29 protein-coding genes are annotated in these 24,869 nt (G+C 61.8%); 24 read left to right on the forward strand and 5 right to left on the reverse strand.

Annotation, left to right across the window (positions count from 1 at the left end; translation table 11 throughout):
• Positions 1–606: 606 nt before the first annotated feature.
• Positions 607–1,914, reverse strand: a complete 1,308-nt coding sequence (locus tag AB1451_15615) for an ATP-binding protein (protein ID MEW6684324.1) — start codon at positions 1,912–1,914, stop codon at positions 607–609.
• 446 nt (positions 1,915–2,360) lie between these two features.
• Here AB1451_15615 and AB1451_15620 point away from each other — a divergent pair, with 446 nt between their 5' ends.
• A complete protein-coding gene (locus tag AB1451_15620; GenBank protein ID MEW6684325.1) occupies positions 2,361–4,547 on the forward strand; it encodes a fatty acid cis/trans isomerase in 2,187 nt (728 codons plus the stop codon).
• A 92-nt stretch (positions 4,548–4,639) separates the two neighbouring features.
• Here the strand turns inward: AB1451_15620 and AB1451_15625 are convergent, their stop codons facing one another.
• Positions 4,640–4,993: a PIN domain-containing protein gene (locus tag AB1451_15625; protein MEW6684326.1), complete on the reverse strand. Its 354-nt coding sequence runs from the start codon at positions 4,991–4,993 to the stop codon at positions 4,640–4,642.
• On the reverse strand, positions 4,990–5,196 hold the full coding sequence (locus AB1451_15630; GenBank protein ID MEW6684327.1) for a CopG family transcriptional regulator: 207 nt from the start codon (positions 5,194–5,196) through the stop codon (positions 4,990–4,992). Before AB1451_15630 ends, AB1451_15625 begins: the two co-directional genes overlap by 4 nt.
• A gap of 305 nt (positions 5,197–5,501) precedes the next feature.
• On the opposite strand from AB1451_15630, the gene AB1451_15635 reads away from it, so the two are divergent.
• From AB1451_15635 to AB1451_15695, 13 genes are all read left to right on the forward strand, one after another.
• On the forward strand, positions 5,502–6,110 hold the full coding sequence (locus AB1451_15635; GenBank protein MEW6684328.1) for a TetR/AcrR family transcriptional regulator: 609 nt from the start codon (positions 5,502–5,504) through the stop codon (positions 6,108–6,110).
• Between the two features lie 71 nt (positions 6,111–6,181).
• Positions 6,182–7,066 carry an NAD(P)H-binding protein gene (locus tag AB1451_15640; protein ID MEW6684329.1) on the forward strand — a complete coding sequence of 295 codons (885 nt, stop codon included), beginning with the start codon at positions 6,182–6,184 and terminating at the stop codon, positions 7,064–7,066.
• Positions 7,067–7,097: 31 nt separating this feature from the next.
• Positions 7,098–7,856, forward strand: coding sequence for a glucose 1-dehydrogenase (locus tag AB1451_15645; GenBank protein MEW6684330.1), 759 nt, complete (start codon positions 7,098–7,100; stop codon positions 7,854–7,856).
• Between the two features lie 100 nt (positions 7,857–7,956).
• Complete coding sequence (locus AB1451_15650; GenBank protein MEW6684331.1) at positions 7,957–8,340, forward strand: nuclear transport factor 2 family protein; 384 nt, start codon at positions 7,957–7,959, stop codon at positions 8,338–8,340.
• Between the two features lie 116 nt (positions 8,341–8,456).
• Positions 8,457–8,579, forward strand: a complete 123-nt coding sequence (locus AB1451_15655) for a hypothetical protein (protein ID MEW6684332.1) — start codon at positions 8,457–8,459, stop codon at positions 8,577–8,579.
• A gap of 23 nt (positions 8,580–8,602) precedes the next feature.
• Positions 8,603–9,592, forward strand: coding sequence for a DNA-3-methyladenine glycosylase I (locus AB1451_15660; protein ID MEW6684333.1), 990 nt, complete (start codon positions 8,603–8,605; stop codon positions 9,590–9,592).
• 9 nt (positions 9,593–9,601) lie between these two features.
• Positions 9,602–9,958: a TfoX/Sxy family protein gene (locus AB1451_15665; protein ID MEW6684334.1), complete on the forward strand. Its 357-nt coding sequence runs from the start codon at positions 9,602–9,604 to the stop codon at positions 9,956–9,958.
• Positions 9,959–10,020: 62 nt separating this feature from the next.
• Positions 10,021–10,491: an isoprenylcysteine carboxylmethyltransferase family protein gene (locus AB1451_15670; GenBank protein MEW6684335.1), complete on the forward strand. Its 471-nt coding sequence runs from the start codon at positions 10,021–10,023 to the stop codon at positions 10,489–10,491.
• A gap of 10 nt (positions 10,492–10,501) precedes the next feature.
• Positions 10,502–11,245, forward strand: coding sequence for an MBL fold metallo-hydrolase (locus AB1451_15675; protein ID MEW6684336.1), 744 nt, complete (start codon positions 10,502–10,504; stop codon positions 11,243–11,245).
• A gap of 68 nt (positions 11,246–11,313) precedes the next feature.
• Complete coding sequence (locus AB1451_15680; GenBank protein ID MEW6684337.1) at positions 11,314–11,805, forward strand: nuclear transport factor 2 family protein; 492 nt, start codon at positions 11,314–11,316, stop codon at positions 11,803–11,805.
• Between the two features lie 374 nt (positions 11,806–12,179).
• Positions 12,180–13,016, forward strand: a complete 837-nt coding sequence (locus tag AB1451_15685) for an RNA polymerase sigma factor (protein MEW6684338.1) — start codon at positions 12,180–12,182, stop codon at positions 13,014–13,016.
• Between the two features lie 181 nt (positions 13,017–13,197).
• The gene (locus tag AB1451_15690) at positions 13,198–13,587 is read left to right on the forward strand and encodes an SgcJ/EcaC family oxidoreductase (protein MEW6684339.1); all 390 of its coding nucleotides are present in this window, start codon (positions 13,198–13,200) and stop codon (positions 13,585–13,587) included.
• A 104-nt stretch (positions 13,588–13,691) separates the two neighbouring features.
• Positions 13,692–14,078 (forward strand): DoxX family protein, encoded by a 387-nt coding sequence (locus AB1451_15695; GenBank protein MEW6684340.1) that lies wholly within the window; start codon positions 13,692–13,694, stop codon positions 14,076–14,078.
• Between the two features lie 92 nt (positions 14,079–14,170).
• On the opposite strand, the gene AB1451_15700 is transcribed toward AB1451_15695, so the two are convergent.
• Positions 14,171–15,733 (reverse strand): sigma 54-interacting transcriptional regulator, encoded by a 1,563-nt coding sequence (locus AB1451_15700; protein ID MEW6684341.1) that lies wholly within the window; start codon positions 15,731–15,733, stop codon positions 14,171–14,173.
• A gap of 284 nt (positions 15,734–16,017) precedes the next feature.
• On the opposite strand from AB1451_15700, the gene AB1451_15705 reads away from it, so the two are divergent.
• From AB1451_15705 to AB1451_15745, 9 genes are all read left to right on the forward strand, one after another.
• Positions 16,018–16,410 carry a hypothetical protein gene (locus tag AB1451_15705; protein ID MEW6684342.1) on the forward strand — a complete coding sequence of 131 codons (393 nt, stop codon included), beginning with the start codon at positions 16,018–16,020 and terminating at the stop codon, positions 16,408–16,410.
• 334 nt (positions 16,411–16,744) lie between these two features.
• The gene (locus AB1451_15710) at positions 16,745–17,443 is read left to right on the forward strand and encodes a DJ-1/PfpI family protein (protein MEW6684343.1); all 699 of its coding nucleotides are present in this window, start codon (positions 16,745–16,747) and stop codon (positions 17,441–17,443) included.
• A complete protein-coding gene (locus AB1451_15715; GenBank protein MEW6684344.1) occupies positions 17,440–17,970 on the forward strand; it encodes a pyridoxamine 5'-phosphate oxidase family protein in 531 nt (176 codons plus the stop codon). The genes AB1451_15710 and AB1451_15715 overlap by 4 nt, the downstream gene beginning before the upstream one ends.
• Positions 17,971–17,974: 4 nt before the next feature.
• Complete coding sequence (locus AB1451_15720; GenBank protein MEW6684345.1) at positions 17,975–18,667, forward strand: Crp/Fnr family transcriptional regulator; 693 nt, start codon at positions 17,975–17,977, stop codon at positions 18,665–18,667.
• Between the two features lie 139 nt (positions 18,668–18,806).
• Positions 18,807–19,577: an SDR family oxidoreductase gene (locus tag AB1451_15725; protein MEW6684346.1), complete on the forward strand. Its 771-nt coding sequence runs from the start codon at positions 18,807–18,809 to the stop codon at positions 19,575–19,577.
• 65 nt (positions 19,578–19,642) lie between these two features.
• A complete protein-coding gene (locus AB1451_15730) occupies positions 19,643–20,185 on the forward strand; it encodes a carboxymuconolactone decarboxylase family protein (protein MEW6684347.1) in 543 nt (180 codons plus the stop codon).
• A gap of 238 nt (positions 20,186–20,423) precedes the next feature.
• Positions 20,424–20,696 (forward strand): hypothetical protein, encoded by a 273-nt coding sequence (locus tag AB1451_15735; GenBank protein ID MEW6684348.1) that lies wholly within the window; start codon positions 20,424–20,426, stop codon positions 20,694–20,696.
• Between the two features lie 267 nt (positions 20,697–20,963).
• Positions 20,964–21,440, forward strand: a complete 477-nt coding sequence (locus tag AB1451_15740; GenBank protein MEW6684349.1) for a DUF1801 domain-containing protein — start codon at positions 20,964–20,966, stop codon at positions 21,438–21,440.
• A 23-nt stretch (positions 21,441–21,463) separates the two neighbouring features.
• Positions 21,464–22,027 carry a GNAT family N-acetyltransferase gene (locus AB1451_15745; protein MEW6684350.1) on the forward strand — a complete coding sequence of 188 codons (564 nt, stop codon included), beginning with the start codon at positions 21,464–21,466 and terminating at the stop codon, positions 22,025–22,027.
• A 315-nt stretch (positions 22,028–22,342) separates the two neighbouring features.
• On the opposite strand, the gene AB1451_15750 is transcribed toward AB1451_15745, so the two are convergent.
• Complete coding sequence (locus tag AB1451_15750) at positions 22,343–23,809, reverse strand: hypothetical protein (protein ID MEW6684351.1); 1,467 nt, start codon at positions 23,807–23,809, stop codon at positions 22,343–22,345.
• A gap of 182 nt (positions 23,810–23,991) precedes the next feature.
• Between AB1451_15750 and AB1451_15755 the strand changes: the two genes are divergently transcribed.
• Positions 23,992–24,600, forward strand: coding sequence for a DUF3052 family protein (locus AB1451_15755; GenBank protein ID MEW6684352.1), 609 nt, complete (start codon positions 23,992–23,994; stop codon positions 24,598–24,600).
• The last annotated feature ends 269 nt before the right edge of the window (positions 24,601–24,869 follow it).

Genomic DNA, 24,869 nt, shown 5'->3' on the forward strand with positions numbered 1-24,869 from the left:
CACGGTCCACGGCTCCAGCAACCCCAACAGGTGTCGATACAGCTCGGTGTCGCGCACAGGAGGCCTCCCGGTGAGTGAAGGCCCCCTCTATAGCAGAATTCTCACCCACGGAAAAGCCGGAAGAACCATCTTTTGAATCACGGAAGGTAAAGTTGGCAGAGGCGCTCGCCAGAAAATCTGATACCGTTCCAGACTCCATTACGAAATTAGCTGGCCTATTACGGAAAATCAGGAAAGAGCACCCCGTGAAGCATCCGATGGATGTCGATTTCTAGCGGGTCGCTGGGGTCAGGCTTGTTTGGGGGACGCGAGGAGGGACGTTGCGGCTTTAGTGGCCTTCGTCCCCTAGGAATCCCGGGACGCGGATATGAACCACGGGCCTAAAGCCCCAAAGGCCGCAACGTCCCCGAGTGGGTCCCACGGCGGTTGCGACGGACTGAGCGGATCTCAAGATAGCTGCTGAACAGGGCCGGGCGCGAGAGATCGCGCCCGGCCTTCATTTTCAAAAGGAAAAGGTGACAGATTTATTTTCTGTTGCGGAGTGCTTGATTTCGGGGCAGCGTCTTCTTCGGACAAAACAAGATCGGAGTGCTGTTTAGGCTGCGGTCATCCCTGGTCGGCTGCTCCAAACAGGCGCCAGTCCGGGATGGCCCAGACGCGCGGGGCGAGGGGCTCGATTTCTCGGCCGCGATAGATGACCAGGCCGATCCTGGATGCGGCGCGCCGGAGGCCGCGGATCGGCGGGTCGGCCAGGAATTCTTCGAAAGCCTTGGCGTCCGCGCGGTGGGCGCGGGTTGCGGCCTTGGCTTCAATGGCCACGACCTGCGATGGGGTGTGCAGCACGAAGTCGACTTCCCGGCCGCTGCGCGTCCGGTAGAAGTGGATCTGCGGCGGGTCGTCCTGGAATGACGACCAGCGCAGCAACTCGTCGAGCACCATGGTTTCGAAGATGGCGCCGTCGGCCGCGCCGATTCGATCCGAGAGCAGGCGCGCGAGCCCGGGGTCCGTCCAGTAGAGTTTGGGACTTTTCACGAGGCGAGCCGTCGCGGTCGGCAGCAGCGGCCGGAGCAGGAACACTTGATAGGAAATTTCCAGGAAGCGCACGTATTTCTTCACGGTGTTGACCGCGACGCCGAGGTCCCGGGCGACTTCGCTGTAGGAAAGGACCTGGCCGGTGCGGGCCGCGAACAGGTTTTGCGCCAGGGCGAACTGATCGAGGTCGGCGACCCGTCCGAGGTCGGCCAGGTCCCGCTCCAAGTAGGTTCGCCGGAAATCCCGTAGCCAGATCATGCGGTCGTGGTCCGTAAGCGGTTCGACGGCGGGATACCCGCCCCACGACAGATGACCGTCGGCCAGACTTCGCCATTGTCTGGCGTGATCGGCCGACAACGCCTGATCGGCAAGGCGCTGGACTGCGGCGGCATCGTCGCGCCAGATCGCGTCCAGGCCTGAGGCTGGAACCGACGGCGCGTCGACCTTCTCGGACAGCGCCAGGGGCCACAGTTCCAGAAGCGACGCTCGCCCGGCGAGTGTCTCGCGGATCTGACGCAGCAGCAGAATCTGCGACGAGCCGAGCAGCAGGAAGCGATGCCCGTGTTTCCGGTCCGCAAGCAGCTTGACGGCATCCATCAGACCGGGCTGCTTTTGCACTTCATCCACGATCACCAATCGGGAGCCGTGATCCAATCGTCGAACCGGATCCCCGGCCAGTCGCAAGCGTTCGTCCGGATCGTCGAGCGAGAGGTAAAGGGGCGCGAGCCCGTGCGTCGGGAGAAGGTCGCGGACCAACGTGGTCTTGCCCGTCTGCCGGGCGCCGGTGAGGACCGTGATCGCGCGGGCGGCGAGGCGAGCCTGTATCAAGGGAGCGAGTGCGCGGGGATGGAGCTTCATGGAGGCGATACTATCAAGATCCATGCAAATTTGCCAGGCATTTTTGCACGATCAGTGCAACTTTGACCGAACCGGATTCACAAGCCTTCCCGCAATCCGTGAGAACGTGTCGGCCCAGATGAGGGGCGGCATCGTCGGCGTCGCCGTCTGATCCTTGCAAAATCCCGTCAGTTGCCGTCCAGTAGGAAGGATCACACCGCTGGTGACTGTTGAGTTCGAGTGTGCTATAGACTTGCGCGCCATTCGAAAGACCAAGACCCTCGCGCTTGAACGCGACATGGTCGGCCGAAACGAGGACCGATGACAACACCTAAACGCACGCGCCTCTTGTCCATCCTGCTCCTCTCGATCCTCTTCGTGGCTGCACTGTGTTCATCGGGATGCATCTGGACCGGGCCTACGGGCCATCATCGCCGTCAAACCGGCTCACTCCAACTCCTGGCACGCACGCGATCAGTTATTGGCAGGATGTGAAGCCGATTTTGGAGGCGCGGTGTATCGTCTGTCACGGCTGTTACGATGCGCCGTGTCAGCTCGATCTCAGTGCGTATGAGGGCATCGAGCGTGGGGCCAATAAGGAGAAGGTCTACAACCCCGGTCGCGTGTTGGCCGCGGAGCCGACGCGGCTGTTCGTCGACGCGGACTCGCCGGAGCAATGGCGCAAGGCCGGGTTTTTCCCGGTGTTGAATGAACGGGCGCAGACCAGGGACGCTAATCTGGGTGCGGGGTTGCTGGTGAAGATGTTGCAGCTCAAGCGGCAGCACCCCCAGCCGAAGGTGAGTCCCCTGCCCGCGAGTTTTGATTTTTCGCTGGACCGAAATCAGTCGTGCCCGACGGTGGAGGAGTTCGACCGCTTTGCCGAGAAGAAGCCGTTGTGGGGAATGCCTTATGGCATGCCCGATCTCACGGACCGCGAGTACGGCACGCTGCTGACGTGGCTGGAGGAGGGGGCGATGGCGGAGGCGCCGCCCCCGTTGGCAGCGAGCGCGATGGCGCACGTATCGGCGTGGGAGACGTTCTTCAACGGCGACACGGCCAAAGAGCAGTTGATGAGTCGTTACCTCTACGAGCACCTCTTCCTTGCGGATCTGTATTTTGGGGACAGGGCGACGCGATTGTTCTTCCGGCTGGTCCGCTCCAAGACGCCGCCCGGCGAACCGATCCAATTGATCGCGACGCGGCGCCCGTACGACGCGCCGATGGTGCCTCGCGTGTACTATCGGCTGCAGCCGGTCCGGACCTCGATCCTGGACAAGACGCACATGCCGTATCGGCTCGACGACGCACGCATGGCGCGTTACCGGACCCTGTTCTTGGATCCGGACTACGTCGTCTCCGAGTTGCCGTCGTACGATCCCGAGACGTCGGCCAACCCCTTCGCCACGTTTCACGCGATTCCGGCGAGGTCGCGCTACGAGTTCCTGCTCGATGAGGCGCAGTTCACGCTCATGAATTTCATCAAGGGGCCGGTCTGTCGCGGGCAAGTGGCGCTCAATGTCATCAACGAGCGTTTCTGGGTCGTGTTCGTCAATCCCAAGAGCCCGCTTCTGGATCAGGAGGATCAATTCCTGGCCCGAGAAGCCGATAACCTGCGGATGCCAACGGAAAAGAGCAGCAACGCGACGGCGTTGCAGACCTGGCTGAAATACTCGAATTTGGAGAAGGCGTATTTCGCGGCCAAGACCGAGTATCTCAAGCAGCATCTCGCCGCAGGGGAGGAGATCTCGCTGGACCTGGTGTGGGACGGGGATGGGCGCAATGACAATGCAGGCCTCACCGTGTTTCGGCACTTCGACAACGCGACCGTGGTGAAGGGGTTCGTCGGAGACGAACCCAAGACCCTGGTCGCGCTCAGGTATCCGCTGCTGGAACGCATCCACTATCTGCTGGTCGCGGGCTATGACGTGTACGGTAATATCGGCCACCAATTGAATTCCCGGCTCTACATGGATTTCATGCGCATGGAGGGCGAGGCCAATTTCCTCACCCTGTTGCCGGCGGAAACCCGAGTGAAGGAATGGAAACACTGGTATCGCGACGCGGGACGCGAGGTCGAAAGCTACGGGGAGCTGTACAACCAACGCGTGAATCGCGAGCCCGGCATTCGGTACCGAACCGAGAACCCGAAATCGGAGTTGGTCGCGATGCTGCGCGATCGCCTCGCCCCCGTGTTGAACACCGAATATGCGATTAAGCCGGATGGCGATCCCGGAGTGCGGCAGCAACTGGAGCGCTTATCGCAGCTGCGGGGGGTGGCGGTGTCCTGGTTGCCGCAGGCCGCGTTCTTGATGATCGAGGGCGCGCAAGACCCGTACATGACCATCGTTCACAACAATGGCATGAGCAATGTGTCGCATATGCTCTCCGAACAGAAACGGCGCCTGCCCGAAGAAGACGATCTCACCGTGGTCGGAGGGTTTCTCGGCGCCTACCCCAACGCGTTCTATCGGGTGCCGGTCGCGGCCCTGCCGGACTTTGTCGGCGCCGTGGAAGGCCTGGGCAGCGAGGCGGACTATCGCGCCCTGGTCAGCCGCTTCGGCGTGACGCGGAGCGATCCCGAGTTCTGGGAGGTGAGCGACGCGGTGCGGACCGCCTTTCACGCGGCGGCTCCCATCGAGGCCGGCCTGTTCGACTACAATCGCCTAGAAAATCGGTAACAGGGCAGTTGCTGAACGAACTCCTCGAGGTGATTGCCTCTAGGGGGTTCTTTGCTTCGCGATTTCCCAGAAGCCCCGAGGGTCCGTGACCTTCAGCGGAAGACGGTCGCGTTCGGCGAGGATGTCGTGGTCGCCGGTGACGAGCACATCGGCGTTTGCAGCGATCGCGGCGGCCACGATGGGACGGTCCTTGGGTCGCGGAGCGAAACCTCCAGGGGTAATCGGCGTTGCGCCGCGACGCGGTACTTCTTCAGGAGCGCGAGGACTTCGCTGATTGTTTTTCGTGGAAGGCCGATCTTCTTGGAGAGCACGGCGTCGACCTCACGGATGACCGGGTCGGCGGTGACCAAGTTGTGTTCGGCCAAGATCACCCGGAAGACGTCCGCGCAGAGCCCGCGTGTCGCGAAGGCCGCGACGATGACGTTCGTGTCGAGGAACACCCTCACGAAATACGGCGGAAGACATCCTCGTCGGTGAGGTAACCCCTCGCTTCGGCGAAGGGCATCACGCGGCGTCGCAAGCGTTCGAACAGCACGATCGCGAGTTGCCTCCGCAAGGCGTCGCGGATGACGGCGCTGCGGTTCTTGCCGGACTTCCCGCACACCTGAGTCAGCAGCCGATCGAGCTCCTCGTCGAGGCGGATGGTCACGGTGCTCTTCATGTCAGACAGTGTAAGACAGCAGAGCCTGGGCCGTCAAGCGCTTGTCCTATGCGGTGCGGGGGAGGCTGCGCCATGGTGGATTCCCGATCAGACGCGCCTGCGGATCTGTCGTGGCTGGTCATGGCGCTCGGCATCATTTTCATTCATTTAAGTCCGCTGGTGTGGCAAGCGGGAGGGTCGACACCTTTCACTCGACCACTTAGATGGACAGCTCAATCTTGCGAGTAGAGCTGGCTTGACAACCATTCCGAATAAGCATTACCATACCAACCGGTTTGTCTAACAGGTAGCCCATGCGAACCGCCAACCCTGATTCCCCCACCAAAGAGAAGTTGCTCGATGCCGCGCAGCGCCTCATGCTGGCGAAGGGATTTCCCGCCACCACGGTCGAGGAAATCTGCGAGACCGCCGGCCTGACCAAGGGTAGTTTCTTTCACTATTTCGAGAGCAAGGACGATTTGGGCCAGGCGGTGCTGGACCGCTACGCGGGACAAGGCCTCGGGGCGCTCGAAACCGCGTCGTTTCGTGGGCAGCGCGATCCGTTGAAACGGATTCTAGCGTCGATCGACCACTGGATCGACCTCGTCAAGGACCCGTCGGCGCCATGCGGTTGTTTGCTCGGCAACTTCGCCCAGGAGCTGTCCGATACCCACCCGAAGATTCGGGCCCAGTGCGCGCGGCACTTTGACCGGTGGACCCAGATGCTCAAGCAGGACTTCGACGAGGCAAAGTCCGCCTACCGCCCGCGCGCCCAGATCGACACGCAAGGACTCGCCGAGCACTACGTAGCGGTCCTCGAGGGCGCGCTGTTATTAACCAAGGCTAAGAGCGACCGGAAGGTCTTCGAGCGAAACTTAACCCATCTCAAACGCTATATCCGGACGGTCTTCGAGGGCGAGTAGCTGTTTCCGTTCGGCATGATAGATACCAACTGGTTGGTGTCTGACAATGCAGTCGAGAGAGAGGAGGGGCGATGTACGCGATTACGGGTGCAACCGGAAACACGGGAAAGCGGATTGCCGAGGCGCTGTTGGCAAAGGGGGAGCAGGTCCGGGTCGTCGGGCGGAGCGCTGAGCGGCTGAAGGCGCTGGTGGATCGCGGCGCCGAGGCGTTCGTGGCGTCGCTCGATGATGTGGGCGCGACGACGCGTGCGTTCGCGGGAGCGAGGGCCGTCTATCTCATGATCCCTCCGCCCTACGCCGAGCCCGACGTGCGCGGGTACCAGAATCGGGTGGGGAAGGCCTTGTCGGAAGCGGTCGTGGCCGCGCGTGTGGCGCACGTCGTGAATCTCAGCAGCGTGGGAGCGCATCTGGCGGAGCGGGTCGGGCCCATCAAAGGGCTGCACGATCAGGAAGAGCGCCTCAATCGCCTGGCCGGCGTGAATGTCCTGCACCTACGTCCTGTGTCCTTCATGGAGAACGTTCTCTTCAACATCAACCTGATCAGACAGGCCGGGATCAACGGCACGCCGCTGCGCGCGGATCTCGCCATTCCGATGATCGCGACCCAGGACATCGCCGCAGTCGCGACTCGGCGTCTGCTTGCCCTCGATTTTTCCGGAAAGGCCACGCAAGAACTCCTGGGTCAGCGCGACGTGTCGATGGCCGAGGCCACCCGCATCCTGGGGCAGGCCATCGGCAAGCCGGACCTGCCCTACGTCCAATTCCCGTATGAAGAGGCCGAGAAGGCCATGGTCGGGATGGGACTGTCTCCGGACATGGCGCGCGCGTTCATCGAAATGTATCGGGCATTCAACGACGGGATCCTGCGTCCGACCGAGCCTCGTTCGGCGGCCAACACCACGCCGACATCGTTCGAGGAATTCGCAAAGACATTCGCGGCGGTCTACGCCGCTTAGGCTCAACCACACACCACACCAAGGAGGCATCATGAGGCTCAAAGACAAGGTCGCGATCGTCACGGGCGGAGGAACGGGAATTGGCGAGGCCATCGCCAAGGCCTTCGCAAAGGAAGGAGCGACGGTGGTCGTCACCGGCCGGCGGAAGGAGGAGCTGGAGCGGGTCGTGCGAGAGATGGAGCGTGCGAAAGGCCGTGCGCTGGCTGTGCCCGGGAGCGTGACCCAGGAGGCGGACGTGCGTGCCGCCGTGGATGCCACGGTCAGGGCGTACGGGCGGATCGATGTCCTGGTCAACAACGCCGGCAACCTGTTTCACGCCGGCCCGCTGCACGAAACATCGGATCAGATCTGGAATGAGACGCTGGACATCTTCCTCACCGGCACGTTTCGGTTTACGCGGGCGGTCATCCCGCACATGCTCAAGCAAGGCGGTGGGTCCATCGTGAACATTTCGACTACGGCGGCACTAAAAGCTCTTCCCGGCTTTCCGGCCCACGCCTATGCCGCGGCCAAGGCCGGGGTGATTATGCTGACGAAATCGGTCGCCATTCAGTACGCCAAGGACAAGATCCGGTGCAATGCGATCTGCCCGGCGGGAGTAGACACGCCTGGCGTGGCGGGCTGGCTCAGTGATCCGAAAGCACGGGAATGGTTTAACGGCATCCACCCCGTCGGTCGAATGGGCCGCCCCGAAGAGATCGCACCGCCTGCGGTGTATTTTGCCTCGGATGAATCGCAGTGGACCACCGGTGCGATCTTGCCCGTGGACGGCGGCGTCATGGCGCAATGACATCGGACTGCGGCGCCGGGTTACGCCGGGGCTGTCGTTTCTGAAAGGGGACGTGAGACCATGATCCGAAGGTCCTGATCCGAGTGAAGGAGGAAAACAGATGGCGGGAAAGAGCCCTGTAGACACGGTCAACACGTTGATTGAGGCCATCAACCGAGGAGATCTCGGCGCAGCATTGGCCCAGTACGAGCCGCACGCCATACTGGTGGCAGAACCCGGAAAAGTGGCGACCGGAACAAAGGCGATCCGAACAGCTCTCGAAGGGTTCATTGCTCTGAAGCCGACTCTTCGGGGCGACGCGCATCAGTTTCTGGAAGGAGGCAACCTCGCGCTCTTCTGCTCAAAATGGACATTGACCGGCACGGGTCCTGATGGCAAGCCGGTGGAAATGGGCGGGACCTCTTCGGACGTCCTGCGGCGTCAAGCGGATGGGAACTGGCTGATCGTCATCGATAATCCGTGGGGGACAGCGCTTCTTGGCTGACGGCAGCGGGCAGATGCGCGAACAGATCAGCGACTACTCGCACCGCTCCCGCTCCTATCGCTATTCCATTGTCGAGGGGCCGCTTCGGCGTTGAGGCCAAGGGGCAAGGGGCGCTTGTGGTTTGGGACACTGAGTTCGAGGTCCTTGATCCGAGCCAGGAGGCGGCGGTTGGTCAGATGTTCCAAGGGATCTACACGCAGTGTCTGGCGTTGCTCAAGCGGCGAGTCGAGTCGGACTAAGGGACGCGATCCGGAGGAGGGGCATGGGACGAACAGCCGGAACAGCGACGACACGATCCGTCTCTCACAAGGTGACCACTCAAGCCGCATCGGCCGAGCCGATGTTGTGCCAGGTGGGGACGAAACCGAAGAACGACAACGGCTACTTCGAGGCCATGACCAAGGTGATCTTCCGCTCGGGTCTCAGTTGGACGATGATCGAGGACAAGTGGCCCAACTTCCGGAAGGCATTTGGCGAGTTCGCGATCGCGAACGTCGCGCGATTCGGCGAGCCGGATGTCGACCGATTGATGAAGGATACCGGCATCGTGCGCAACTACCGCAAGATCATCGCGACGATCGACAATGCACGCGAGCTGCAGACCATTCAACTGCAAGGCGCTGGGCCGTCGGTTCTCATTCCTCGGTGGGTCAACGGCGGTGTTCTTTCTCCGCTGTGTAGGCGAGGAAATGCCCGAGACGATTCGACGATGGGAGGAGGAAGCCCGGGAGAAGAAGGCGGGTACCAACGGCGAGTGACGTCATATAAGAAGGGAGTGGCAGCCATGTCGGAACTTCACCATACGATCACGATCAACGCACTGCCGGGCAAGGTCTGGAACGTGTTGGCCGACTTGGAAGCCGTGCAGCGCTATAACCCCACGGTGTCGCGCGCCCAGTACATCTCGTCCAACAAAGAGGGCCTCGGCGCGAGCCGGCAGTGCGATCTCAAGCCAAAGGGCGTGGTCAAGGAACGCGTCATCGCATGGGAGCCCAACCACGCCATTGCGCTGGAGTTGTACGAGAGCCCGTGGCCGCTGGTGTTCATGAGGTGGCGGACAGAGGTGAAGCCTGAGGGAGCCGGAACAGTCGTCAGCCAGCGGATGGAGTATCGGGTCAAGTTCGGGGTGCTCGGAGCGTTGATGGATCGCCTGGTCATGCGCCGAACACTGGATCGGACGATCGCCGATGTGTTCGTTGGGCTGAAGCGATTTGTCGAGACGGGCGAACAAGCGTCCGGCACACCACGATGAGAGGGCGCGATGCCTCGTAAGCACAAGGCGGGATCAGCGACCACACCGGCGGCCCCAGATGCGCGGTTTGAGTCCTTGCGCGAGGCGTTGCTGCGTGACGACAGCGTGACTCCGGCGAAGATGTTCGGCTCGCAGGGGTTGAAGGTTCGGGGCAAAGTGTTCGCCATGCTGGTCAAGGGCAGACTGGTGGTCAAACTGCCCCGCGAGCGTGTTGAAGCGCTCGTTGAATCCGGACGCGCGACGCCGTTCGATCCCGGCCACGGCCATCTGATGAAAGAATGGGCGGCGGTGGAGCCGGATACCGAGGGCGCCTGGACTTCGCTGGCGGAGGAAGCGAAGGCCTTTGTTGTTCGGTCGAGTCGGTAGGTGCTCTCTCGGATGGCGACCAACTCGCGGCGGTTAACTGGTCCGAAGGATTCGGGTTCCTGATGCGCGCCGATGCACGGGATAACCCGGGCGTGATTGCTCCGCCGCTGCTGATTTACGCGGTGGCGTTCGGCGGGGCCGAACTCCTGCACGCGCTGGCTCCTCTTCATGTCGGGTCTGGGCTGATGAGAGCACTTGGGGGGACGCTGCTGATCGGGGCGGGCATCCTGCTGGCGCGCGGAGCGTTCCGCGCCATGGGTCTTGCGGGGACGAGTGCGAATCCGTATAGCTCGGCGACGGCGCTCGTCATGCAAGGCCCGTTTCGGTGGACGCGCAATCCGCTCTATCTCGCTCAAACGTTCCTGTACATCGGCATGGCGATGGCCCTGAACACACTCTGGCCCCTGGCGTGGCTTCCCGTTGTCCTGTTGGTGATGCGCTACGGCGTGATCGAGCGGGAGGAGCGTCGGCTGGAGCGGCAGTTCGGAGCGGTCTATCAGGCGTACGCGGCGAGGGTCCGCCGCTGGTTCTAACCGGGAACCGATGACCACACCTCAGATCATCCGTATACCGATCTTGCCCGCCGGTCTGGTGAACGCTCACCTCATCCTGGGGCCAAATGGCTGCATTCTTGTCGATACCGGGCTGCCTGGGTCGGAGGCGAAGATTGAGAAGGTGTTAACAAAGCACGGACGTTCATTCGGGGATATCACACTCATCGTGATCACCCACGCTCACGTGGACCACGCGGGGAACTCGGTGTCGGTGCGCGAATTGTCCGGTGCGCCGATTGTGGCCCACGAGCAAGACGCCGAATACGTTCACCGAGAAACGTCAATGACATTCTGCCCCACCGGGTGGTTTGGCCGTCTTTTCCTCAAAACACCCTTGATGTTCGAGTCCTATCAAGGGTTTGCTCCGGATATTTTACTCTCGAGCGACACGCTGGACCTCACTCGCTACGGCATTCCCGGCGTAGTCACCCACACGCCGGGTCATACGGCGGGTTCCATCTCGGTAGCGCTTTCGACGAAAGACGCGCTGGTCGGCGATCTTATTGCTTCAGGAGTTCTGTTGGGTGGCCTCATCAGAACCAACCATGCCAAACGTCCGCCCTTTGAAGATGACCCGCGTGCAGTGGGCTTTGCGCTGCAACGTCTGCTTGATTCCGGCATGGAGAGATTTTACATGGGGCACGGCGGCCCCTTAAATGCCGGCGAAGTCCGGCGTCACGCGCAGGTTCTTGCGCGAATACCCATGAGCGGCCCGGCCTTGGCGACGAGGTGATCTGAGGTGTGCGGCATTGTTCGTCGCGCCGAGCGTCGTTCGTCACGCAGCGAGGGAAGGAATCTGACATGCAACCGGTACAGACACCGATCACCGGTCAGGAAGACCAGGGCGACCTGTCGTTGCCGTTCCACGCGCTGGTTCAGTTTTATCACGCCTTCAACACCAGGAACATGACGGTCATGGCGGAGAACTGGGCGCAATCGGACGAGATCGCGATGGACAACCCGCTGGGAGGGATCAAGCGAGGCTGGGCGGACATCCGACAGGTGTATGAGAAACTCTTCAGTGAGCCAGCCACCGTATACGTCGAATATTACGACTACACGCTCCACGAGGCCGGCGAGATGTTCTATGCCGTGGGCCGAGAACGTGGCTCCTTCCGAGTGGGCGGTGATGAGATCACGCTCGCGATCAGAACCACTCGCGTCTTTCGGAAACAGCATGGCCGATGGCGGCAGCTCCACCATCATGGATCGATCGACGATCCGAAATTGCTGGAGCGGTATCAGTCGGCGGTGCTGGGCAAGCCGCCGGATAAAAGCGAGAGAGCCCGCTAACCAGGAGCTCAGGTGTTATGTGTATGGCCGAATCGATTTGGAGGTGTCGAGGGCGGCGATGACGGGATGACGAGCCTCCCGCCACTCGTAGAACAGACCACGCCACAACGTTCGAAACGCGCATGCGCCACGACCACGTGACCGATAGGCTGGGACGTGGCCGCATGGGCCTCTCCCGACCGGGGATGCGCAAGTCCCTCGCTCGGCGTTATCCCGGCCGATCCTTTCGGCTGCATGGCATGATCATCGATTGACGGCATAGTCTCCCTTCTTCATTTGGTCGGTCACACTTCCCCGTGAAAGATGTCTAATACATCGAATGCAGCATCCGGTGGACATTGGTCTCTCCGATGCTGAGGGAGAATGAGACGCGCATGGAACAGACGCTGGAAACGTGGGTCGAACGCGCGAAAGAAGGTGATAGAGCGGCGCTGGAGGAACTGGTACGCGGCATCAAGGACCGGATCTACAACCTCGCCATGCGGATGCTGTGGCACCCGGCCGACGCCGAAGACGCGACGCAGGAAATCCTCATCAAAATCGTCACCCACCTGAGCAGTTTTCGCAGCGAGAGCGCGTTCACGACCTGGGTCTACCGCATCGCCTCCAACTTCCTCTTAACCACCCGCAAACGTCTCGCAGAGCAACACGCCCTGACCTTCGAGCAACTTGGGGAGGATCTCGATGAGGGGCTCTCCGAGCCGCCATTGCAGGTCCCGCCAGAGGCCGATCAAGGTCTCCTGGTCAAAGAGGTCAAAATTGGCTGTACCCAAGGGATGTTGCTGTGCCTGGATCGTGATCATCGCATGACCTATATCTTGGGGGAGATCTTCGAGGTCACCAGTGATGAGGGGAGCGATATCTTAGGCATCACCACCGCGGCGTTTCGCAAACGGCTTTCCCGCGCGCGCACGCAGATTCGCGCCTTCATGCGGGAAAAGTGCGGCCTGGTCAACGCGAGCGTCCCCTGCCGCTGCGCCAAGCGGGTCAGTGCCGTGATTGACTCCGGCCGGCTCGATCCCGAGCACCTGCTGTTTGCCGATCATCCCGCCCGCGACACGACGTTGATCGCGCGCGTCCAAGAAGTGGAGGAACTGGAGCAGGCGGCCGCCGTGTTTCAGAGCCACCCAGATTATGCGGCCCCGGACAAGTTCGTTGAGGGCATCAAACAGCTCGTTGAGTCCGGAAAGTTCGGCATGTTGAGGGAATAGTCCCCCCAGGAACAGGAGCCCTTCGGGGTGTCCGACTGACGAAGCGGAGGTGCGTGACATGAATCACACGAAACATCTTTTCGCGGTGTTCGCGTTCACAGCGGGCTGCCTCGTCGCCGCTCAGAGTTACGGCAACGAACGTTCTCAGCCGAGTCACCCAGCCACGAGGACAGGAGGAGCCATGGACACGCAACTGATCGAGCAGCGGTTGAAGACCTACTTTTCGGCGCTGAATCACTCAGACGTCAAGGCGGCCATCGGGTCGTACACCAAAGACGGCATATTTATGCCGACCGAAGGACCCACGGCCATTGGAGTTGAGCAGCTCGATGGAGCGTATCGCTCGGTGTTCAACGCCATCAAACTCCATGTGGGTTTTACCATCGAAGAAATTGTTCAGAGCGGTGAGTACGCGTTCGCCATCACCACATCCAATGGGGAGGTGACGATTCTTGCCAAGGGGGTGACGGCTCCGGAGAAGAACCGCGAGCTCTTTGTCCTGCGGAAGGAGAATGGGCAATGGAAGATTGCGCGGTACATGTTCAATAAATCGTCGCCGTCGCAGCACTGAGAACGAGCACTGGTGCGGGCGTGCCGAGAGCACGCCCGCACCATGATGCCTGATAGGCGTGACTGATGCTGTCCGTTCAACACTCATTCGAAAAGGAGAACACTGTGCAACAGGCACAAGGCGCGCTCACCCTTGCCGGACGCACGATGCTCGCCCTCATGTTTCTGCTGTCAGGGCTTGGCAAGATCGGGAGCGTGGCCGGCACGCAAGGGTACATGGAGGCGAAAGGCGTCCCGGGCGTGCTGATCTGGCCCGCCATCGTCCTGGAAATCGGGGGCGCGCTCGCGGTCATGGTTGGCGCCGGCACGCGGTGGGCCTCCGGACTACTGTGCGTGTTCACCGTGCTGACGGCCGTCATCTTTCATCGCCAGTTCAGCGATCAAGTTCAGATGTTCATGTTTCTCAAGAATGTGGCGATCGCAGGCGGGTTCTTGTACCTGTTGGCATTCGGTCCTGGCCGATGGAGCTGGGACGAGCGGAAGACGCGGTAGGACGTACCGTGGCGATTCCGTGTGATGGGGGCTTCACCGGACCTTCCTGAACAGGCGGCCGTCGCAGTCCAAGAGACCGGGACTGCTGACTGTCAGGCGCGGGTCTTGATCCCCAAGGCTTTGATGCGCGAGGCCAGCGTGGTGGGCTTCATGCCCAGCAACTCTGCCGCGCCGCCCGCACCGAATACCTTTCCACTGCTTTGCTTCAGTGCCGCCATGATGCTGTCGCGCTCGTGGCGCTTCAGGTCGTCGCGAGTGAGGAGGGTTGTAGTCTCGTTTGCGCGCGGCCGGTATCGGTGGGCGTCGGACGGTGGTGATGCCGCCACCTCGAATCGCAGCGGCCCCCCTTGCGCGAGGATCACCGCGCGCTCCACGACGTTCTGGAGTTCGCGTACGTTCCCAGGCCAGTCGTGGGAGGCGAGCTGGTCGGCTTGGGCACGGGTAAGGCGTGGCGGAGGTCGGTTCATCCGGTTTGCGGCAAGCCGGACGAAATGCGCGGCGAGCGGTGCGATGTCTTCGCGGCGCTCGCGCAAGGACGGGACCGTGATCGGGAAGACGCTGAGCCGATAGAACAAGTCCTGCCGGAATCGCCCGGCATCCACCTCGGCCTTCAGGTCGCGGTTGGTCGCGGCGATCACGCGCACATCGATTCTGCGAGTGCGGCTCTCCCCCACCCGCTCGATCTCCTGTTCCTGCAACACACGGAGCAGCTTGGCTTGCATGGCGAGCGGCAGTTCGCCGATCTCGTCGAGGAACAGCGTCCCGCCGTCCGCGAGCTCAAACCGGCCAGGTTTGTCCTTGAGCGCGCCGGTAAACGCGCCGCGCGCGTGACCGAAAAACTCGCTTTCGAAAAGGTGTTCAGGGATTGCGCTGCAGTTGACCTTGATGAGGGCGCGCTCTTTCCGCGCGCTCTGTTGGTGGATGGCACGGGCAACGAGCTCCTTGCCCGTGCCGCTTTCGCCCTGGATGAGCACGGCGGCGTTGGTTGGCGCGACCAGTTCGATTTGCCGCAACACGTGGTGCAGTGCGCCACTCTCGCCCACCAGGTCGCGCGAGCCGAGCGCCGCGGTGACCTCTTCGCGGAGGTAGTCGTTTTCCAGTTCGAGCCTCTTCTTGAGTGTGTCGATCTCTTCGAAGGCGCGCGCGTTGGCGATCGCCACCGCGGCGTGGTCAGCGAAGGTGCGGAGCCACGCGAAGGCCTCGGGGGTGAGCTCGCCTCGGTCGAACATGCCGAGCACACCGAGCACTTCGCCGCGAAACACCAGCGGCTGTCCCGCGAAGGTTCGTATGCCTTCGGCCGTGATCCACTCGGGTCGTGCGACCCACGGCTGGTCGGATGTCACATGGGAAATGAGGAGGGGTTCCCCGGTCTGCGCGATCCCCCCGATCTTTCGGACACCGAGCGGAAAACGGCGGAACGCGCCGTCGATCCGGGACAAGTCCTCTGAAGAATGTTCGGAGTGGCCCGCGCTGGCGGCGAGATGGAGGCAGCGTGTTTGGTCCGGACATTCAGAGCGGAAGCGACATTCCCCGCAGATGTCACCTGGTGCGATGAGCCAGATGCGGACCAGTGCGACATCGGAGCACTCCGCCACGCCGTCCACGATCTGCCGGAGGACCCCGTCGACCGCGCGTGCATGGCCGATTGCGAGCATGATGGATCGGATCGATTCAAGGTTCACAGAAGGTTTATAGCACGAGAAATCGTGTTCGTACAGCGAGAACTCGTTGTAAGACGAGATGTCGTAGATATCGTATGTCCTAGATAGGTTAGTGTTTACAATCATATACGTCGTATCAGGCTGTTGGCATGATGCTTGGATTAGCAGGTGACACTGGCGAAGCGAGTAGCGGGGTCCAGTGGAGCCCGGGCCTGGGGACGCGCGTTGGGTGTGTTGCAGGCTCGCGAGCGATTTCTCTTTGAGGAAAGGAGTTGAGGATGTTTCGACGGACGAGTACGGCGGTCAAGTATGCACTCGGGGGGCTGGTGGCGATGGGAGGAATTGCGCTTCTTAGTCTGGCGCCTGTTGACCAGGCACGCGCCGGCAGTGAGATCACGATCCATCTCGTGCAGAAGAACGGGTTCTTCGAGTCGAAAGACTCGATGTACCCGCTCAAGGCCGGTGAGTACGCCTTCGAGGTCGCCAATGACACCGGCCGCGACGTCGGCTTTCAGCTCCAGGACCCCAAGACCGGGAAGACGCTGATTCTGGGGCCGCTCAAGATCGGGGAGACCAAGACGTTCAAGGCCAAGCTGGCTGCGGGGGACTACCGCTATCGTTGCCCGATCAATCCGACCCCCTGGTACGACTTCTCGGTGGACAAGGGTTGAGGAACGGCCAACGTCAACCAGCGACGGTCCGAGCAGCGGAACGATCGACCGAAGGGAGGTGACTGCATGCAAAAAGAATCCGGCAAGAACGCCACGCCCTCCTATGTGTGTGAACCCTGTGGGGCAACATCTGTGGAACCCGGGACGTGCTGTGGCAGGACGATGAAACCGATTCGCGACGCGAAGGCGTCGGCGAAAGGCCACTCGTGTTCGTCGTGTTGACATGGGTCGTGGGCTGATCGGGTGCCTGCACGGGGAGGCGCGTGTCCCGATTCCGCTGGCCCCAGGGGGCGCGCCCTCTCCGCCGCAGGCTGTTGAAGCAAGGGAGAGCCGAATGAAGAGCACAGAAGGCCGGATCCTCGGGTTTCGTCTCGGCATCTATGTCTTCAAGGATGCCGAGATCGTGGACTATGCCGCACCGCACGGGGTGTTCTCCGTCGCACGGCGGTTTGACCCGGAGCTGGATGCGTTCCTGGTCGCGGAGAACGTGCGACCCGTCCAGACACAGGCGGGCTTCACCGTGCTGCCGAACTATTCGTTCGGCGATCGGCCGGCGATGGACGCCTTCCTGGTCCCAGGCGGATTCGGGACCCGGCAGGAGATGCACAACCGCCGGCTGCACGAGTTCATCCGCGCGCTGCCGGATCACACGTTGCTGGCGAGCGTGTGCACCGGCTCGTGGGTCTACGGCCGGATGGGACTGCTCGATGGCCTGAGTGCCACGAACCGCAAAGAACCCGACCGGCTGGAAGCCTCGGCGTTCGGCAAGGTACCGATCGATCGCCTCGCCGAGATCGCGCCGGCCTGCCGCGTGAGCCGTGCGCGTGTGGTTGATGCCGGGCGCATCGTGACCGCCGGTGGGATTGCGAGCGGGATGGAGATGGGCTTCCACCTTTTGCGACGCGCGGGCTATGACGAAGCCTTTATCAACGAGGTTGCGCGCGTGATGGAGTACCACCAAGCATACGCCCTGTACCGCGAGGACACCGAGTACGCGGCCCTCGGGCCTCAACTGGCGGCTCGGCCTCAATGAGCCTCTCTTTCCATCAGATCGCCTTCACCCCTTCGGTGCTCGCTGCGCAGCAGCGATACAACACGCGCGAGACCATGCTGCCGGAAGACGACGGGATCCCCGCGGTACTCGGCCCGGAGGAAATCGCCTTCATCGCCGAGCGCGACAGCTTCTACCTGGCCACGGTCAGTGAAACCGGCTGGCCGTACATCCAGCACCGCGGCGGGGCGCGAGGGTTTCTCCGTGTCGTGGATGCGCGAACGCTGGCCTTTGCTGATTTCGGCGGCAATCGCCAGTTCATCACGGTCGGGAACCTCGCGCAGAACGACCGCGTGGCGCTCTTTCTGATGGACTACAACCGCCGCGCACGGCTCAAGCTGCTGGGTCGCGCTCGCATCGTGAACGCCGGTGACGATCCCTCGCTCGCCCACCAACTGACCATGCCCGACTATCGCGCCCGGATCGAGCGGCTGTTCCTGATCCGCGTGGTCGCGTTCGACTGGAATTGTTCGCAACACATCACACCCCGGCTTGGCCGAGAGGAGTAGCAGGATGCTGAACCATGTGTCCGTTCGTTCGTCGCTTTCTTATCGCGAGGGTCAGGATTTGGCCGATGGAGTGGTGACCTCATGCCCTGCCGCGACCCTCCTCACGCTGGCCGATGGCGCGGTGATTTACCGCCAGAGTGATGCGTGCCGGCATGCCTACGTGGTGCTCGACGGGCTCGTCATGCTGTCGCGATTGACGGCCGATGGCCAGCGGCTCGCCCTCGCGCTGTTGTCGCGCGGCGATTGGCTGGGCTCGTTGACCATGGCGGGCGAGGGCCGCGAGGCCGAGGAAACGGCCGAGGCCAAGGGGTCGGTTCGGTTGTGCCGCGTGGCGCACGCGGATCTCAAGGGCTGGTTGGCCCGAAACCCGGACCTTGCGTGGGAGCTCATCGAACGGACGGAGACGCAGCGCCGGCGCCTGGTGCACAAGCTTGAGAGTCTGGCGACCCGCGATGTGCGCGCTCGACTGGCCGAGACGTTGCGTGAACTGCTCGATCGGTTCGGCGAGCCGTGCGAGCACGGCTTCGCCATCCACGTCCGCCTAACCCAGCAGGAGTTGGCCGACCTGGTCGGGGCCAGCCGTCCCGTGGTCAGCACGATCCTCAACGACCTCCGTAACCTGGGCGTTCTTGGGTATTCCCGCGAGCTGATCTGTGTGAGCCGGCCGGATACCCTCCAAGACCTGCTCGTCGCGTAGTTCCCTTCTAAACTGCTCCACCCCATCTCATGTGTTAGCTGCCGAACAGACGCCGTGGACCAAGCCCTGTAGAGTGCACTGAGGTATCCGGGCATTGGTGATGAGAAAGACGAGCGCTGAGCGCGAAAGGAGGAGGTTCATGGAACAGACATTGGCCGGCAAAGTGGCCGTGATCGTGGGAGGCAGCAGCGGGATCGGGAGGGCGGTGGCCGCACGCCTCGCACGATCCGGCGCTCAGGTCACGATCGTGGGTCGTCAGAAGGAGAAGCTGGAGCGCGCAGTGTCCGAGCTGGTCCGGGATGGCGCGGTCACTGGGTGGCAGACCGACTTGGGTGATCGGAGGGCAACCGACGAACTGATCACGCGACTGGCGGTGGAACGGCCGCGCGTTGACTATCTGGTCAACGCCGCCGGCGTGTTCTCGCCCAAGCCGTTTCTTGAGCATTGCGCTGAAGACTATGACGCCTACCACGAGTTAAACCGCGGAACGTTCTTGGTGACGCAGCAGATCGCCAAGACCATGAAGGCGGACGGCGGCGCGATCGTGTTCATCGGCTCGATGTGGGCGCACCAGGCGGTCTTGGCCACCCCCAGTTCCGCGTACTCGATGGCCAAGGCGGGCCTCCACGCCCTCACCCAGCACCTGGCGATGGAGTTGGCCAGCCACCGAATTCGGGTCAACGCCGTGGCGCCCGCGGTGGTGGAAACCCCGATCTACGGCTCGTTCATCGACCCAGGCCAGGTCAAGACCGTGCTGCAGGGATTCAACGCGTTTCATCCCATCGGCCGGATCGGCCAGCCGACGGACGTCGCCAATGTCGTGTGTTTCTTGCTCTCCGACGAGGCGTCGTGGGTGACGGGGGCGATCTGGAACGTGGATGGCGGCGTGATGGCCGGACGAAACACCTGAAGGGTGGTGAAAGGACAGCAAAGGCAGGCAATAGAATCAACCGTCAACCAGAAGGAGGAACCAACATGGCAGCGAGATTAAGAGCGATTGATCCGACCAAGGCCACTGGTAAAGCCAAGGAAGGACTGGATGAAGTCCAGGCCGCCTATGGCATGACCCCGAATCTGATGAGGACCATGGCCAACTCACCCGCGGTGTTGAGGGCGTATTTGGATTTCAGCGGCGCCCTGTCGAAAGGCGTGCTCAATGCCAAACTGCGCGAGCAAATCGCGCTGGCGGTTTCTGAGGGCAACCGCTGTGAATACTGCCTCTCGGCCCATACCGCCATCGGGAAGATGGTCGGGCTGGGGGATACAGACATCATTCGAGCGCGGCAGGCCACTGCGACTGACGCCAAGGTCGACGCTGGCCTGGCGTTCGCCAAAAAAGTGGTCCAGAACCGGGCCAGTGTCAGCGATCAGGACATCGATCAGCTTCGGAAGGTCGGCTATGCCGATGGCGAGATTGCCGAGGTTGTGGCCAACGTGGCCCTCACCATCTTTACCAACTACTTAAACCAAGTAGCCCAGACCGACGTGGATTTTCCCAAGATCGAGCCGGGCGTGTAGGCGGGCGACAGAAGCTGAGACATCGGCGGCTTCGGTTCAGCCTCCCCTCCTGACAGGAGGGGAGGCTTTTGGGGGACCGATAAGTCGCCGGTAGGCAATGGGAAGGACCATCCCGGGAGGCTCTCACGAATGAAACGGATCAATCTATTCAGCGCAGTCTCAACGGCGTTACTCGGTACAACCACCCTGGCTCTTGGCCTCGTGCTCTCGAACCTCGCCGTCGCCAGAAGGCCTTGGTGTGAGCTGGGTCAACGTCATTGACTCATCGGCCATCGCGAGCCTCCTCGGGCTTCCCGAAGGAATCGTCCTGGTGGGATACCTCACCGTGGGACACGTCGCGCGGTTCACCGAGAACCCTGCGTCGGAGACGTTTGGCGGCGAAGCCCGGTGCTCCGTGGAGTCCGTTCTGTTCTACGATCATTGGGGTAACCGGTCCCCCCGGCCAAACAGCTTCCAGCAGGCTCTAGCTCCGGCGGCGATTGACTTTCGCGAGGGACAACTCTATACGTAAACGGCTGTCGTGGTCACAGCGGCTTCTCAGCGCCGGGCGCGCGGCGGTTCTCTGAATCCCGCTCGGCGACCGGCCGTACGGTATGAAGGATTTCAATCTCCAAGATTCCAGCGGCAATGATCTTGGGTTTGGGGAACCAATAGCTGAGTAATCGGATATCGTGGAACCGTGCGTCGGACCGACCGTCGAAATTCCGTTGGCGGGATTCCTGGCGGCTCACGGGCGGCGTCTGACATCCTCCACGAGTTATGAGGCGGGGAAACAGGCATGAGGAAACAGCAAGATATTGACAACCCGGAAGTTGCGGCCGTCTTCGGTACCTATCCGAAAGACGTGAGGACCAAACTCATGGCTCTCCGCCAATTGATATTCGACGTGGCATCGAAGACGGACGGTGTTGGACCATTGGAAGAAACTCTCAAATGGGGGCAACCGAGTTATTTGACGACCCAGTCAAAGAGCGGAAGTCTCGTCCGGATCGACCAGATAAAGTCCCAGGCAGGAAAGTACGCCATGTATTTTCATTGCCACACAACACTGGTTGAGACCTTCAAAGAGCTGTATCGAGGTCGTTTCGAGTTTGGTGGTAACCGAAGCATTATCTTCGGAGCAGATGACACAATTCCCATGACAGAGCTCAGCCATTGTATTGCAATGGCCCTCACCTACCATCTCGACAAGAGGGCAGAACGCAAACACTCTGCGCATCGGTCCTCGGGACGCGCAAAAGCGGCACGCCGTTGAACTCAGCGCAGATGTCTGAGACCATGTCCGTGCGATTCGACCTACGAAAAGCCGTTCTTCAAGATCGGGACATTCTGGAAACGCTCATCGCTCGCTCGGCCCGACAACTTGGCGCACTCGATTACACAGCCGAGCAAATCGAGGGTGCGCTGCGCGGAGCGTTTGGCGTCGACACGCAACTGATCCACGACGGAACCTATTTTGTGGTTGAGTCAGAAGGCCGAATTGTCGGCTGTGGCGGCTGGAGTCGCCGACGCACGCTGTTCGGCGGTGACAGTCATGCCGAACGCAGCGCGGCCGAGCTTGATCCTCGCGTGGAGGCCGCCAAAATACGCGCATTCTTCGTCGCTCCTGAGTACGCGCGCAAGGGAATCGGCACGAGACTGCTTAGGCACTGCGAAGATGATGCTCGGTCATGCGGGTTTTCGCGCCTGGAGCTGATGGCCACTCTGCCCGGGGCGAGACTCTACGCCCGGCATGGTTACGTGGCGGGTGTTCCCGTCCAATACGAATTAGACCAGGGGGTGACGATCGAGTTGATCTCGATGAGCAAAACACTTCGCGGGAACCATGAACCGGGCATCTGACAACTTCGGGAGTGACTTCGATCATCCACAGCCGTAGCCGGTGGATCCCGCCATTGGGGGGATTGCGGCGGAGTCGCGTGACGCAGCACCGCTCTGCGGCTCGGCTGAACGAGCCGGCGACGGCTCTGACGAATCTGAGTTGGTTCCAGTTCATTGATTGTGCTCCGACGAGTTGAAACGGTTCTTGAATGAGGTCCTTCCCGAACTTGAACACCATCTCGCGCACATGGCCGAGACGGACGAGCGTTGACTGCAGAAAACGGGCGGGCCATGCAAAGCATGGCCCGCCTTGTTGGATCGTCGCTGAGTCGTTCCCTACGTCAAGCGCGTCAGGGTAAACGTTCCGGTTGTGTCGGGGTTCGCACTGTCCCCCAACGTGAAGGTCCCGGTCACCTGGTTTGTATTGGTGGCGGTGCCCGTCCCACCTCCCGAAGGACACGTTCCACCGTTCGCGTCGATATTCAGCGTAAAGCTGCCACTCGCGCTCACGCTGCCGCTCGCGGAGAGACTCGGGATCGTAAAGTTGCCGGCGCTATCAACCAACACCAACCCACCAGCCTGCTGCATATCCACCACACCGGCGTTTTCACCACACACAGTGGAGTTCGCGGTTAAGACCGTGAAGGTCAACACCCAGGCGCCGGCAAACGGCATCTCCGAAGTCGCTGCCTCAAGGCGCGTGAACGTAAACGCGCTGACGTCTCCGGCCTGGTTGAGCGTGCCCGTGATGGTGTTCAGATTCGTCGCGCTTCCGGTACCAGTCCCAATGGGACAGGTCCCACCACCCGGGTGGCCATTCTGATCACCAAACGCCGTAATCGTCAGATTGCCATTGGCATCGACGGTGCCGCTCAACCCGATATACGCGGGATAGTCCGCATCCATCCCGACGAAATGGCCGCTGGCATCGATCACGACCGCGCCGACGTCGCCGGTCACGCCGATATCCTGCGCGGTCAATCCGCACAGCGACGGCGCGCCGACCTGGGTCGTCGTGGCCTGTAGATGCCACACCCCGGCGTAAGGATTAGCGGTACTGCCGCTTAAAGGGCTGCTGTTGCTAAAGAGCGCGGTGAAGGTGCCGTCGTTGTCCGCGTCTTCCTCTACCGTGGTGTCCACGCTATCGGCATCTTCGGTCACGGTGGCCCTGTAGTCGACAATGCCATCATCGTTGGTATCGACATTCACTACGCCGTTGTTCACCGTGACGCTATCCAGAAAATGGTCAAAACCCGTTTGATCAGCGTCAAATGGGCTGGTAATCAGGTTGAACGTCGCTGGGTCGATCCCAGCAATCGTGGTCAGCCAGCTTTGCACCATCTGCTCGACCACGCCCTCGATCACGCTGAGTTCAGTGGGACTCGGCGGATCCACCGAGCCCGTCCCAGCAAAGGCCGCGTCAATCGTGGTGTTCTGAACCTCATACCATGTCCGAATGATCAGGTCGGTCAGTGGGTGGATGTTGACCGTGCCGGCGGTCTCGCCGATGCTGTACAAGTACGACCCGCCGCCCACGTCGACTCTCACCAGAAACGGTGGGGTCATACCCGTGACGTCAAGGCTGTACGAGCCATCGGTCCCCGTGGTCGCCGTCGCGGTCGTCCCATCGGCGTCTTTGATCGTGATCGTGGCGCCGGCGATCGCCGCACCCGTGGCCGCAGTGCCGGTCACCGTGGTCGATGTCGCGGCGGGCGATGAATCCCCGCCCCCGTTGCACCCCGCGAGAAGCAAGAGTCCTAAAAAGGTTCTCAGACCCCCCAACTGCTCCCTGGTATTTCGCATCAGTCCCTCCCTTGAAATGGTGTGAGCGCGCCGCCTGACCCGTCGGCGTAGAGGGAAGTCTAGCTTCGGCGGATAACGCGTCAAGGGTTCGAACACAGAGACGGGATTGACGGCGAGGCTGCTGTTCTGCGATATCTATCTCCTCTCACAGAAACGGGCAGTCAACTCAAGGGGGAGCGAGCATGGGCTCGGAGGCGCTCTGCACGTGTCGGTCTGAGGGCCGGACATCCAAGGGCACGGCGCACCTGGATTCGACCAGCCTGGTGTTCCGCGGCGAGTTTCGGCTCGCGATCCCGCTCAAGGACGTCGCGCAGGTTGAGGCGCGAGACGGTCGCCTGACGCTGACGTTCTCGGCCGGTACGGCCTCGCTGGATCTGGGCAAGGCGGCCGAAACGTGGGCGAGCAAGATCAAGAGCCCGAAAAGCTTGATCGACAAGCTGGGCGTCAAGCCCGGCGCCCGCGTGTGCGTGCTCGGCGTGCAGGATGAAGCGGTTCTCGATCAACTCCGGCAGCGGACCGACCAAGTCACCCACAAGCCCAGGCCCGATGCAGACATCATCTTCTATGCGGCCGACAGCCTGGACGCACTCAAATCACTCACGCGCCTGAAGGCCTCGCTCAAGCCTGACGGGGCGATCTGGGTGGTCTCGCTCAAGGGCAAGCAGGCGCGCATCAAAGACACCGACGTGATGGCCGTTGCCCGTGACGCAGGGCTCGTCGCCACCAAGGTGGTGGGCTTCTCGGACACGCACACCGCGCTGAAGCTCGTGATTCCCAAGGCGAAGCGCTGACCCGCGCTCAGTCCCGGGGCGTCAGCCTGCTCCTGCTGGATAGTCATCGCTAGTCGGAGTGCGTTGTACGCCTTTTCAGAGCCCCGTAGCGCATCATTGATGCACAGGAGGCGTCGCCACCTCCCGAGTAGGCATAGGGCAACTCAGCCCGGATTCCGCAGTTGACTTCGTTACGAGGTGGGAACCGGAGGCCTGGCGCGTGGCGAACGCCGTGGGGGCAGCCGGGGGATGACGGCCTCGGGCGGGGTGGCGGGCTCGGGTGAGCCGTC

The organism is Nitrospirota bacterium (assembly GCA_040757335.1).
GTDB lineage: Bacteria > Nitrospirota > Nitrospiria > 2-01-FULL-66-17 > 2-01-FULL-66-17 > JBFLXB01.